A 12,999-nucleotide genomic window follows, 5' to 3' on the forward strand; every position below is an offset into this window, starting at 1 on the left:
TCTTCAGACAAACCCACAAACATTTATTATCTTGTTTTTGATCTACGCTTTGAGAAGAATAAAATAAGAAACCCGATACCTGCTATTGCAATAAGTGCGTACGTAATATTCGAGTAAATGTCCATATAATGAACAATTTCTTCCCATGATTCACCTACGGCAGCTCCTATAGATACTAGTAAAACATTCCAGATTAATGTACCTAGAGTTGTAAATAGTAAAAACAAACCAAATTTCATATTTGACATACCGGCTGGAATCGAAATTAAGCTTCTAATTAATGGGATCATCCGACAGAAGAAAACTGTCCAATACCCGTATTTATCAAACCAGGCATCTGCCTTATGAATATCCTCTTTGGTAACTCGTAAGATATGTCCCCATCGTTCAACTATTTTTTCTAATCTTTCCACATCAAGAAGCAAGCCTACTCCATATAAAATAACTGCTCCTACTACAGATCCAAGAGTGGCTGCTATAATTACCCCGGTAACCGTCATATTTGTCCAGGTTGTCATAAACCCTCCAAATGTAAGGATTACCTCAGAAGGAATAGGTGGGAATACATTTTCTAATGCAATCATTAGAAATACTCCGAAATACCCAAATTGCTCCATAAATTCTATTATCCAATTATTTTCCATTGTTACCTCCAAGTAAAGAAACTACTATTGCTTAAGAACTCCACTATAAAGTTATTTTTGTGAAACTCACATGACTTTCATTTAACATAGCATTTCCTATTGTAATCTATGTTTGTCCTAGTTTAAAGTATACCTTTTATTTATTTCAAATTTAAATTAATGGAGTTCAAGTATAACCGGGCAATGGTCACTGCCCATTACATGAGAATGAATCTGTGAATCTTTGACACGGTCCTTTATTTTCTCAGATATGATAAAGTAATCAATACGCCATCCGATATTCTTTGCACGGACATTTCTCATATAACTCCACCATGTATATTTATCTATTTCTTCAGGGTATAGATATCTAAATGAATCAATAAACCCGGAGTTCAACAGTTCAGTCATTTTACTTCGTTCTTCGTCTGTAAAACCTGAATTCCCTTTGTTTGACTTTGCATTTTTTAAATCAATTTCAGAGTGAGCTACATTTAAATCACCACAAAGAATGACAGGTTTCTTTGAATCTAATTGAATGAGATATTCACGAATCTCCTCTTCCCACTGCAAGCGAAATGGAAGTCTTGCTAAATCTCTTTGAGAGTTTGGAGTATACACATTCACTAAGTAAAAATCTTCATATTCTAATGTAATAATTCGTCCTTCTGCCTCTTCATCACTTTCTCCAACTCCGTATGAAACAGAAAGTGGCTTAACCTTTGTGAAAACTGCAGTCCCGGAATACCCTTTCTTAACAGCGTAGTTCCAATACTGATGATAACCAACTAGGTCCAGTGAAATCTGTCCCTCTTGTAATTTCGTTTCTTGCACACAGAAAATATCTGCATCGATTTCCTTAAAATATTCTAAATAGCCTTTAGTAACACAGGCTCTTAAACCATTTACATTCCATGAAACAAGTTTCATAACGTTCAAGCTTCCCCTTTTTTCTATTTCTATTTGTTACTCCTCATACATCATTTTCTTTGTCATTCCACCATCTACTACCATGTTTATACCTGTAACGAAATTATTTTTTCTATCTGTTAAGTACAAGCACGCATTTGCAATATCGCTCGGCTTTCCTACTCGCTTCGAAAAATGTTGATGATGATCTATCTCTCGTAAATCCTCGTAATCTCCAGTTTCAATCCAACCAGGAGAGATGGCATTAACCGTAATATGATGCTCTGCAAATGAAGCAGCTAGTGCATGGGTAATTGCAACAATTCCACCCTTTGTAGCAGCATACCCTTCTGAATATGGTTCTGACATGATTGCCCTTGTTGAAGCAATATTTACAATAGACCCACCATTCTTACTGTCACTCATATATTTAGCTACTTCTCTTGAACACAAAAAGACACTTCGTAAATTGGTATTGATAATGTCATCCCATTCTTCCACTTTTACATCAAATGGAGACTTAAATAAGCCTTTTCCTGCATTGTTTATTAAAATATCAATTTTACCATAGGTTTGAAATGTTTTGTCCATTAATTGAATAATATCATGTTCAATACGTACATCTGTTTCTATGAATAATGCATCCCCTTGTAGGTTTTGAATATGCTGAACTACTTCATTACCAGTAACTGCATCGATATCCGCTACAACCACCTTAGCACCTTCTTGTGCAAATGCTGTTGCAATTCCTTTGCCTATTCCATTTGCAGCTCCCGTTACTATAACTACTTGTGATTGAAAACTCATTACTACCACCAACCTAATCATATTTATGTAAATCAACATTATCTTAATTAGTCCATTTCTCATTATAATCTACATCAAAAATCTTGCAAAACATGAATGGGAAAATAAAACAACGAATATGGAAGGATGGCCATGTTACAATGTCGTAGAGGAGTGTGGAGTATGACTACTAATTATAAACTTTTACTATTAATCTGTTGTTTCTTTACTCTACCTATTCTTGTAAGCTTAGATCCTATTACACTTAATTCTTCCTATAACGCTAAATATGAATCTCCTGAAGGAATTCAGTTTTTAAGTTATACTGAGAATTGGGATGAATTCAAACTAGAGGGATTATATAAAGAATTGATAAAAAATAAACATGGAGAAGAAATCCAACTTTTACAAGAAGTTCGGATAATAGGTGGCCCGTCTCCAACTGATTCTAGAATAACAGGAAACTATCATCCACTTTTAAATAGCATTACACTCTATAACGGAAATTCAAACACCGATGTATCTTCTTATTCGGATACACTTGCACATGAATATGGACACCATTTTGCATATTACTATTTTCCATCTCATCATTTTTCATTTTCAAAATGGGCCGAGTTGAGAGGTTTAAAAGAATCCCCGGTTCGTTGGGATTCGTTTTGGAATTATTCACTTACTGCTCACCAGTGGCACTCGCAGGAGATTTTTGCTGAAGATTATGTATTACTCTATGGTGCAGTTAATGAAGATCTGAATGTAAGGGATATTTATAATAGCAATGAAGCATTTTATTTGAGTACACAACATGAGAATCAAAATATCCCAAATGTGCTTGATAACGATGCACTACATCAATACCTAGAAAATGAGACTGGAGTAAAGATTGATGAATCCCGGAAGTTAAAAACACCTAGTATTAAGGACGTTACAAATACCGACTTAGTTTATTCTATTTCTGAGAAAACTAATGTTGCCTATCGCTTGAATCTAACATTCTATTATAATGATGAGGAAATAGATTATAACGAACTCAAAACGGTTACATCTGATTATACGGGGAATACAATCTCCTTCAACTTAGATGAAATACTTACATCTACCCCGATTAACACGAATTCAGTTAGTGCTAGCATTGATGTCATTGACTTGAATACAGCTTTCGGTTTTTCATCTAATGAAGTTACAATTAATATACAAAATAACGTACTGCAGTCTATTAACTAAAGGGCCACAATTAAGATTTGTGACCCTTCATCTTTTACTACTATTCATTTTTACCCAGCTTTAATGCAACACGTTCAACTCTAGGATCTTTACGTAAGACTCCTACTTCCCTAAGAACTGTCATCATGAACTCAAAATGAGCATGTCCCTTACTAGTGATAATATTATGATCTACACAAACATCAGCATCTATATAAGTACCAGAAGAAAAGTACTTTGAAAACCTTTCTTTTGCAACTTCTACACATGTAAATTTCCCTTTAATTAATCCAGCTCCAGCTACAATTGCAGAAGAAGCACAACTAGCTGCTACTACACCTTTATAAGTTTGTAAAAAATTCATAAGAGGTTTATTATCAATTAAGTCTTCGGTCACATTCCCACCAGGAAAAAGCAATAGATCATACTCATTCGGTTTAGAGCCAATTAGCGATTTAGAATAGATTCCGACCCCACCATCTGTAGAAATCTCCCCTCCTTCGATTGATAGAGTTTCAATTTCGTAGCCTGCATTTTTTAAAAATTTATGTAATAGTGCTACCTGCCACATCGCAAAATCATCATATACGATAAATCCCACTTTACTCAACAAATAATCCCCTTTGCTAAATATTTTGATAATTTTACAAAACGTTCCAATTATGATCCTATCATGAAATTGTGACTTCTTCTATCTTTGAATAGAAAACATATACATTTCATTATATAATATCGTTAGAGGCTTTATGAAAGGCGGTAATGACCATCCCAACACCTAGTATGGAAGATTATTTAGAAAAAATATATTTGTCAATTCAACAAAAAGGCTATGCTCGAAGCGTTGATATCGCTTCTTCATTAAATGTCTTACCTTCATCAGTGACAAAAATGATGCAAAAACTCGATGAAGAAGGCTATGGTATATATGAGAAATATAGAGGTTTCGTCCTTACTGATAGAGGAACTAACGTAGCTAAAAAACTTGTTGAAAAGCATGAAATGCTTGAAGATTTCCTAAAAATGATTGGCGTACATAACAAAAACATCTACGAAGAAGTGGAGAAGCTTGAACACTATATAAGCAAGGAAACTTCACTTTGTTTATCAACTTTGTTGGACTTTTTTGAAGACAATCCTTCTGTTAAGGAAGATTATATTAACTACCGAAAGACAAAGTTATAACTAAAAAGGTTTATGAAAAGAGCTTGAATCCAAGCTCTTTTTTTCTAGGAAGTAAAAGTTAGATATCATTTTCCATATAAGTAATTAGTTCTTGAAAATACTCCATAGGTAAGGCTTGTGTATCACTGTGCAATTGACTCTTTATAACAGCCACAACCTTCAACTGAGGCAGTACGACAATATATTGACCGTATATTCCATTCGCATAGTAAAAATGAATAGGATTGTGATCATGATTACTTTTGAAAGTCCAAACTTGATAACCATATCCATATGTGCCTTTTTCGGTTGTCTCAAGCTCCTTATATGTTGACTGCATTTGGTTAACCCACTTAGTAGAAACAATCTGATTTTTACCGTACCGTCCATTGTCAAGAAGTAATGTCCCGACTTTTAACATATCATCCATATTAAGCGAAACACTGAATCCTCCCCCATTTATTCCTTGTGGATCTTTAACCCATAAGTATTTTTGAATCTTTAATGGCCCAAATAAATATTCGTCAGCAAATGCTTCAGTAGATTTTCCCGTTATTTTTGAAAGAATTGCACTCAATACATGGGAATCTCCTGAATTATATTGAAATGTGGTTCCTGGTTCAAAAACAAGCGGTTGAGCAAGTATAGTTGACACCCAATTGTTTGACCCTTGAAAGTTTGTAACCTTAAGACCTGAGGTCATGGTTAACAAATGGAATAGACTAATATCTCTTTTCTTATCTTTGAGATCCGGGAAAAAAGTATAAATTGGTGTATGAATGCTTTCTATGTATTTTCTATCGATAGCAATTCCGATTAACAATGAAACAATTGTCTTGGTAATAGAATATACTTTTGATGTTTTATTATAAATTTTGTTGTTTTTAAGGTATTCGAAAACTTTCTGATGCTCCTTAGATATTAAAAACCCCTCTACTTTAATTTTTTTTACTTTTTTTTCTAAAGTAAGTAATAGTTGCTTTTCCATAAAGCTCTGTCCCCTTACAATATCAATCTATTTCAATAAATTTCATGTATATCCAAAAATAGTAATTCATTTTACCATACTTTCAACCTTCTGTTTATACTTTTTTATATAAACAGAAAGTTGAAAGTTTCGCATAAATCGAAACCTTCTAATTTAGATATACGTATATTTTATTATTAATGTAAGGAGTTGGTTCGGTTGAAAGATATAAAGTGTCAGCGTTGTAATGGTGTGGAATTTAGAGAAGGAACTGATTTTATGGCGATAAAGCCATTGGATAAGAAATTCTCAACTGGTTCTAATAAGATTTATACTTTTTGCTTGAATTGTGGTGAAGTTGTTTCAATCAGAATTGAAAATCCAAGTAAATTCAAATAATATAAAACCCGAAAAAAATTCGGCCAAATCATCAACTGATTTGGCCCTGGTGTTTATTTTTTCTTTTGTGTTCTTGATGGGACTTCATTCTCTTCGGCAAATTCTGTTTGATAACTTGGTCGCAGATGCTGACTGGATTGTTTTTCGTCATTTTTTCGGAATACCTTATTTTCCATATATGCATGAAACAATGCTTCACTTAAAGCAATAAATACGGATGCAAAGAGGGATGCAGTAATTAATGCTGATGTTCTCTCAAGAAACAGATAACCTAGTGCCCAAAGAGAAAAGAAGGCAAGTCCAAAATCAGCAATAGTGGCAACTAAATTCCCCATTCTCGGTAAAATAAATAAGTCGCCGATTACATATGCTAGGCCTGTTAAAAGTAAGCTAATAAATAAAAGCTCCCCGATTGTAGCATCTCCAAAAATACTTAATATTGATAATACTACAATTGAAGTGATGATAAACTTTATTCCAATTGCCTTTAAATGATTCATTCCCATAATCTCCTTCTTTTTCTATTTACATTAGGTTTTGATGAAAGAGTAAGGAATATAAACGGTAATATACGGTAAAGTGCCTTTTATTCATAGGAAAACGTAAAAAAGCCCCCCACTCAGGAGGCCCTACATTACTTGTTGTTTTAATTGACTTGTAAATAAATTATGATAATAGCCCTTCTGTTGTAAGAGTTCATTGTGTGTGCCTTTTTCCATAACTTCACCGTCATTAAGAACAATAATTTGATCGGCCTTTTCAATTGTATTTAATCTGTGAGCGATTATGAAGCTTGTTCTACCTTTCATCAACCGTTGCAAAGCCTCTTGAATCCTCATTTCCGTAACCGTATCAATACTACTTGTCGCTTCATCCAAAATTAAGATAGACGGATTAGCTAGTATGGCCCTTGCAATGGAAAGAAGCTGTTTTTGACCTTGGCTTATACCACTTCCATCTTGCTTAAGGATTGAATTATATTGATTAGGCATTTTCATAATGAAGGAATGTGCATTTGCAAGCTTGGCAGCTTCAATGACTTCCTCATCTGTAGCGTCTAGCCTCCCATATCGAATGTTCTCAAGAATTGATGCCTGAAATAAATACGAATCCTGTAACACAAAACCCATATTTTTCCGAAGGCTTTCTCTCCTAATAGTTGAACTATCAATTCCATCAATAAAAATTGTACCACCATCAGGGTCATAAAACCTTGATAATAAATTGATTATTGTTGTTTTACCAGCCCCGGTGGAACCGACAAAAGCTACAGATTGACCTGCTTCTACAATGAAACTTACATCATTAATGGTATTACCGCCTTTTTCATATGAGAATGAAACATTCCGGTATTCTACATCACCATTAAAATCCCTTATGTCGGATGAAAGCTTTTCATCCTTTGCTTCAACTTCTTCGTCCAGGATATCAAAGACACGCTCTGCACCGGCAATTGCAGAAAGTAACGTATTAAATTGATTAGCAAGGTCATTAAGTGGCCTTGTAAACTGTCTGGAATACTCAGCAAAGATTACTATTACACCTATTGTAATATGTCCATTAAGAGCGAGTATCCCCCCAACTCCCGCAATAATTGCGAAACTTACGTTATTAAGTACGTTCATTAATTTAGGAATGAATCCAGAGTATGCTTGAGCTAAATATCCGGCTCCCCTTAATCTTGCACTCTTATCGAGGAATTCGTTTATTACTTTTTCCTCTTGTGAAAAAGTTTTAACGATTCGTTGCCCTGAGATAATTTCTTCAATGTAGCCATTAAGGTCTCCTAAATACCGCTGTTGTTCTTTAAATAACTTTCCAGTTCGATTGGTAATCCATTTTAAACCTAAAAACATTAATGGAATAATAATCAATGTAATCAGCGTTAGCAATGGACTTAACCAAAGCATAATTGTAACTGTACCAATTAGTGTTAGTAAGCTTGAAAAAATTTGAATGACAGAACTATTTAGTGTTGAACTTACATTTTCAATATCATTTGTGACACGACTCATTAATTCTCCATGTTGACGCTTATCGAAGAAATGAATTGGTAGCCGATGAAGCTGATTAAAGAGCTCTGTTCTCATTGAGAATACAGTATTTTGAGCAATTCCTACCATCCAGTAGTTTTGATACCATAGTGATACTGAATGGAGAATGTAAATAACGAGTAAAGCCATCAATAAAAGCAATATCCCCTGATGATCCTTCGTTACGATGTATTGGTCAATTCCTATCCCAAGTAGATACGGCCCAAGAAGTCCTAATCCCGAGCTAATGACAACCATTGCTAGTACAGCATATAATAGCTTGCTATTTACGGCTAGGTAGGACCAAATTCTTTTAATTGTTCCAACGCGATTTTTGGCTTGCGACTTTTGTTCTCGGTTCTTACGGAAAGGATTACGAATTCGCATGGACATGTTTATGAGCCTCCTCCCCGAATTGAGTTTCAAATACCTTTTGGTAAAACTCTGAAGACTCTAACAGTTCTTCATGACTCCCCATACCTAATACTTTTCCATCTTCTAAAAGTAAAATCGTATCTGCAGCCATGGCAGTATAGATTTTGGCTGTGATTATAAATGTTGTACATGTATACTTTTTCAACTCAGCTAATAGTTTTGCTTCAGTTGATAAATCTAATGCACTGGTACTATCATCAAGCAAAAGAATCCGTGGATTTCGAACAAGAGCCCTTGCAATTGAAATCCTTTGCTTTTGTCCTCCTGAAAGATTGACACCCTTTTGTCCGATAACGGTGTCATATTGTAATGGCAGCTTTGCTATCGTGTCATGTATTTGTGCTCGCTTTGCAGCAACAATAATTTCTTCCATAGAAGCTTGTTCATTTCCCCAATGGATATTTTCCTTAATTGTACCCGTAAACAACAACGCTTCCTGTGGAACAAACCCAATTTGTTTACGTAGTTCATCAATTTTTAGGGTTCTCACATCAATATCATCGATAAGGACGTTTCCGCTTGACACGTCATATAATCTTGGAATTAGTTGGAATAATGACGATTTACCTGATCCAGTAGCACCAAGTATCGCCACTGTTTTACCTGCCTCAACTGTAAAGTTAATATCCTGTAATACTTTTATAGCTGTTCCTGGATATTGAAAGTCGACATCTCGAAACTCAACAGTACCTTTCGCTCTTTGGATAACGTTAACGTTATCGATTGATTCAACTAAATCAATATCTGTATCTAATACTTCAACAAGACGCTGAGAAGACGCCCTTGCTCGAGAAAAGTGCATAATAATCCATGAGAAAACAGAAAGGGCACCCGTAATCCTTGTTGCGTAATTTATTACCGCAACTACTTCACCAACCTGCGCATCACCTGTATTAACATCAATACTTCCAAACCACAATATTGCAAGAATGCTACCATTCATGAGTAATAACAACACGGGCATAGTTAGTTCTATTAGGCGTAATGAAGTGACTGTTTTCTCCTTCAGTTTTTCATTTGCATGAAAGAAGCGACTAGTTTCATGCTTCCATCTGACAAATGCCTTAATAAGTCTCATACCGGATAAATTTTCACGCATTACCCCATTCACAGAATCTAGCTTTTCTTGAACTGTTTGAAATAACTTTCTTGCTCTTGTCATTACAAAAATAAGGAAACCAACTAAAAGTGGTATCGTTACAATTAACATTAGCGCTAACTTTACATTTACTAATAGTGCCATTATCATTCCAAAGACAATTAGTAAAGGAGCACGCAACATGATGCGTAAACTCATAAATACTGTATTCTGAAGCTGAGTTACATCATTTGTCATCCTTGTGATTAAAGATGCGGTTTCAAATTTCTGCAGATTTGCGAAGGAAAACGCTTGGATTTTCCCAAACAATGCCTTTCTCACATCAAACGCAAAGCTTTGACTGGTATGAGATGCAAAAAATGAATTGGTGATCCCTGATAAAAAGGCTATCAAGGAGATCCCTACCATAAAACTTCCCCATTTAATAACAACAGATAAATCATTTTTTAATATGCCATCATCAATAATTTTAGCCATTAGTAACGGTTGCCAAAGTTCAACTGCAAGTTCAACAAGCGTTAAAAATAGTGCGACTCCGATCGGTAGTCGATACGGTTTTAAAAACGTCATCATTCGTAACATAAGAAGCCCCCAAAGTATCTAAAAACAATTTTACTAAATTCCTTCGCTTTCCGAATTATTATTATAATGACTATAATACAACAACTATTCTTTAAATTCACTTAAATTATGAAACTTTTATATTATCTTTTACTGAATAATTGTTATTTTTCCCTAAATTGTAGTTAAAATAGAAAAAACCATCTCCTTAAGATAGAAAATGGTTTTAATATACTCTATTTTACCGAAAGTTCCTGCCACTTAGCTAATAGTTCCTGCTCTTTCTCCCTGGTAATTCCAGCTAACGTTACTTGACCGTTTTTTTCTTTTAGATTCCACTCGATTGTGTCCTTTATTGTATCCTTAAGTGGTCTAAATGTTAATCCGTGACCATTTGCCTTGGAATTATCAACCCTCAGCATGCCTCTCATATCAGGTTGATCTGGGACCGTTGGTAACCAAAATGGCATATTCACCCAAGGACCTACTCCATTTTCAAGTAAAAATACTTCACTTATAGGATGTATAGTAACATCCTTCTTAGCGAACTCCTTACAGCTTTCAAATAGGTCAGCAAAGCTTATCTCCTCATTAGGACCGACAGCATTGTATGTGCCTGTTGCGTTTTGCTCGATCAATTGTAGTGTAAATATCGCTAAATCACGAACATCAATCCATTGAACTGGCTGGTCAAAGCTATCAGGCACTACAATATCCCCACCATCATAAAAGCGCATCGGCCAATATGTGAAACGATCGGTTGGATCATCTGGACCAACGATTAAGCCTGGACGAATATTCAAATGCTGTTTAGGTAGGCTATCCGAAACAACTTTTTCACAAAGTGCCTTCAGAGGTCCATAGGTTTCACCTGTGACTTCTTCAATCGACTCATCGGCTAGTGTACCCACTGAATCCGTTTCTGTAATCCCTGGCTTTCTAAAATCTTCGAATACTGAGATTGTAGAAATAAAAGTGTATTGTTTAGTCTGGTTTTTTAAAAGTTCGACTGAATCCTTTACAAGCCTTGGTATGTATCCTGAAGTATCGATAACGGCATCCCATTCTCTACCCTTAAGTCCCTCTAGATTTCCATCACGATCCCCAATAATTGTCTCCACTTCTGGAAATAACCCTGGATTGTTTTTCCCACGATTAAACAATGTAACCTCATGTCCCCGATTTAAAGCTTCAATTACAATATGTTTTCCTAAAAATTTAGTCCCACCAAGTATTAATATTTTCATCTGATAACCCCCTTCTAAAATGACTAGTCGGTTTTAACATAAGTAAACCATAATAGTACGCTACTTTCCATTATTTATGTTCGACAAATAAAGATACCTATAGAAAAAACACCAAAAGCTACATGCTTTTGATGTTTTGTTGTTTATGTTGATGAATATACATTTTCTGACTTACAAAGAAACTAATTATGATGGCAATTGTCAAAGCGACTAACATATATAAAACCAAATCATGCATCCCCGCTTCAACGTTTTCTTGACGAGTAATCAGCATTCCCATAATACTTGCACCAAATGTTGTGCCAATATTTCGGGAGAAGAAATGCAGACTAGTAGATAACCCTTTTTGATGTATTTCTGCTAATTCTTGAGAACCAATCGTTCCAATTGTCACGACTAAGCCAAATGCGAATCCTTGGATCGTTAAAAGTGTGAAGATATACCAGAAGCTCGTATCTTTTCCTATAAAAAACGAAAGGATTGCTGAAACCATAAGTAATCCATTCCCTAAGAAGATGGTATTTTTATATCCATATTTGATAACCAAGTTGCCAGACGGAACACTTGCAAATAGCCATCCCATACTCATGCCAAATAAGACCAAGCCACTAACAATGATCGATGCCCCCTGTACCTCCTGCATAAATAAAGGTACATAGTTTGAAAACGCAAAAATACTAACGAAAATAAGAAAACCATTTACGTTCAACCATACTAAACTTTTATTTTCAAGTATTTCAATCGGTATAAACCGTTTCGTTGACTTTTTCTCTGCCAAATAAAATGCCACTAAAAATAACACACCGATTGTGTTATAGAGTACTAGATTTTCAGTAGTAACAGTATTCATTAAGAACGCTAAGATACCCCCGGTAAACAGAAAGGCACTTGTAAAATTGAGTGGATCCTTTGCTTTTGTAATGCTTTCTTTATATGGAATAAGTAATAACAGTACAATTACACCTATTGGGATATTAATATAAAAAATCCATCTCCACGAGAGCGTTTCTACGAAGAATCCTCCGATGAGCGGAGCAATAACAGCAGCAATTCCCCACATCGCCGAGAAGAAACCTTGGATCTTTCCGCGCTTTTCAATGGAATAAAGGTCACCTGCAATGATCATGGTAAGGGGGCCGACACCACCTGCACCTAAGCCTTGAATTGCACGATAAATAATTAACTCAATCATGGAATCAGCCATTCCACAAAGTAATGAACCTATTGAGAATAGAATAATAGATATACTAAATATCTTCTTTCTACCATAAATATCTGCGAGCTTTCCGAATATAGGCAGAGAAACAGTAGAAAATAATACATAGATAGAAAACATCCAACCGTAATACTCATAACCGCCAAGTGTATTGGCAATATTCGGTGCAGTCGTTTGAAGAATAGTAGTATCCATCGCACTTATAAGCATTGCAAGGACAATACTTATTAAGACAAATGATCTTGATTTCATAAATGTCTTCCCCTTTGAGTCTCGAATTATTCTATTATACTATAGGAAATGGATAAGAATAGCTATACTTTCCTTGGAAAGATTTTGATTCGCAGTCTTTTTTCACCT

13 protein-coding genes are annotated in these 12,999 nt (G+C 35.1%); 3 read left to right on the forward strand and 10 right to left on the reverse strand.

Features of this window, described 5'->3' with window-relative positions; genetic code table 11:
• Positions 1-26 precede the first annotated feature (26 nt).
• The 3 genes from AB3M96_RS10780 to AB3M96_RS10790 form a co-directional block, all read right to left on the reverse strand.
• Positions 27-644 (reverse strand): DedA family protein, encoded by a 618-nt coding sequence (locus AB3M96_RS10780; RefSeq protein WP_412967616.1) that lies wholly within the window; start codon positions 642-644, stop codon positions 27-29.
• Positions 645-800: 156 nt separating this feature from the next.
• A complete protein-coding gene (locus AB3M96_RS10785; RefSeq protein ID WP_412967617.1) occupies positions 801-1,553 on the reverse strand; it encodes an exodeoxyribonuclease III in 753 nt (250 codons plus the stop codon).
• Positions 1,554-1,589: 36 nt separating this feature from the next.
• Positions 1,590-2,339, reverse strand: coding sequence for a glucose 1-dehydrogenase (locus AB3M96_RS10790; RefSeq protein ID WP_412967618.1), 750 nt, complete (start codon positions 2,337-2,339; stop codon positions 1,590-1,592).
• Positions 2,340-2,501: 162 nt separating this feature from the next.
• Here AB3M96_RS10790 and AB3M96_RS10795 point away from each other — a divergent pair, with 162 nt between their 5' ends.
• Positions 2,502-3,542: a hypothetical protein gene (locus AB3M96_RS10795; protein WP_412967619.1), complete on the forward strand. Its 1,041-nt coding sequence runs from the start codon at positions 2,502-2,504 to the stop codon at positions 3,540-3,542.
• Positions 3,543-3,582: 40 nt separating this feature from the next.
• Here the strand turns inward: AB3M96_RS10795 and AB3M96_RS10800 are convergent, their stop codons facing one another.
• On the reverse strand, positions 3,583-4,122 hold the full coding sequence (locus tag AB3M96_RS10800; RefSeq protein WP_412967807.1) for a DJ-1/PfpI family protein: 540 nt from the start codon (positions 4,120-4,122) through the stop codon (positions 3,583-3,585).
• Between the two features lie 164 nt (positions 4,123-4,286).
• Here AB3M96_RS10800 and mntR point away from each other — a divergent pair, with 164 nt between their 5' ends.
• Complete coding sequence (mntR, locus tag AB3M96_RS10805) at positions 4,287-4,703, forward strand: transcriptional regulator MntR (RefSeq protein ID WP_412967808.1); 417 nt, start codon at positions 4,287-4,289, stop codon at positions 4,701-4,703.
• A gap of 58 nt (positions 4,704-4,761) precedes the next feature.
• On the opposite strand, the gene AB3M96_RS10810 is transcribed toward mntR, so the two are convergent.
• On the reverse strand, positions 4,762-5,670 hold the full coding sequence (locus AB3M96_RS10810) for a serine hydrolase domain-containing protein (RefSeq protein WP_412967620.1): 909 nt from the start codon (positions 5,668-5,670) through the stop codon (positions 4,762-4,764).
• A gap of 198 nt (positions 5,671-5,868) precedes the next feature.
• On the opposite strand from AB3M96_RS10810, the gene AB3M96_RS10815 reads away from it, so the two are divergent.
• Complete coding sequence (locus AB3M96_RS10815; RefSeq protein ID WP_412967621.1) at positions 5,869-6,048, forward strand: hypothetical protein; 180 nt, start codon at positions 5,869-5,871, stop codon at positions 6,046-6,048.
• A 53-nt stretch (positions 6,049-6,101) separates the two neighbouring features.
• Here AB3M96_RS10815 and AB3M96_RS10820 read toward each other — a convergent pair whose 3' ends face one another.
• The 5 genes from AB3M96_RS10820 to AB3M96_RS10840 all read right to left on the reverse strand — a co-directional run bounded on the left by AB3M96_RS10820 (position 6,102) and on the right by AB3M96_RS10840 (position 12,891).
• The gene (locus tag AB3M96_RS10820) at positions 6,102-6,548 is read right to left on the reverse strand and encodes a YndM family protein (protein WP_412967622.1); all 447 of its coding nucleotides are present in this window, start codon (positions 6,546-6,548) and stop codon (positions 6,102-6,104) included.
• Positions 6,549-6,677: 129 nt separating this feature from the next.
• Positions 6,678-8,474, reverse strand: a complete 1,797-nt coding sequence (locus tag AB3M96_RS10825) for an ABC transporter ATP-binding protein (protein ID WP_412967623.1) — start codon at positions 8,472-8,474, stop codon at positions 6,678-6,680.
• Complete coding sequence (locus AB3M96_RS10830; protein WP_412967624.1) at positions 8,455-10,197, reverse strand: ABC transporter ATP-binding protein; 1,743 nt, start codon at positions 10,195-10,197, stop codon at positions 8,455-8,457. Before AB3M96_RS10830 ends, AB3M96_RS10825 begins: the two co-directional genes overlap by 20 nt.
• A 215-nt stretch (positions 10,198-10,412) precedes the next feature.
• The gene (locus AB3M96_RS10835) at positions 10,413-11,423 is read right to left on the reverse strand and encodes an NAD-dependent epimerase/dehydratase family protein (RefSeq protein ID WP_412967625.1); all 1,011 of its coding nucleotides are present in this window, start codon (positions 11,421-11,423) and stop codon (positions 10,413-10,415) included.
• A 118-nt stretch (positions 11,424-11,541) separates the two neighbouring features.
• The gene (locus AB3M96_RS10840) at positions 11,542-12,891 is read right to left on the reverse strand and encodes an MDR family MFS transporter (protein ID WP_412967626.1); all 1,350 of its coding nucleotides are present in this window, start codon (positions 12,889-12,891) and stop codon (positions 11,542-11,544) included.
• Positions 12,892-12,999 lie beyond the last annotated feature (108 nt).

Source organism: Ferdinandcohnia jepli, from assembly GCF_047246645.1.
GTDB lineage: Bacteria > Bacillota > Bacilli > Bacillales > Bacillaceae_L > Ferdinandcohnia.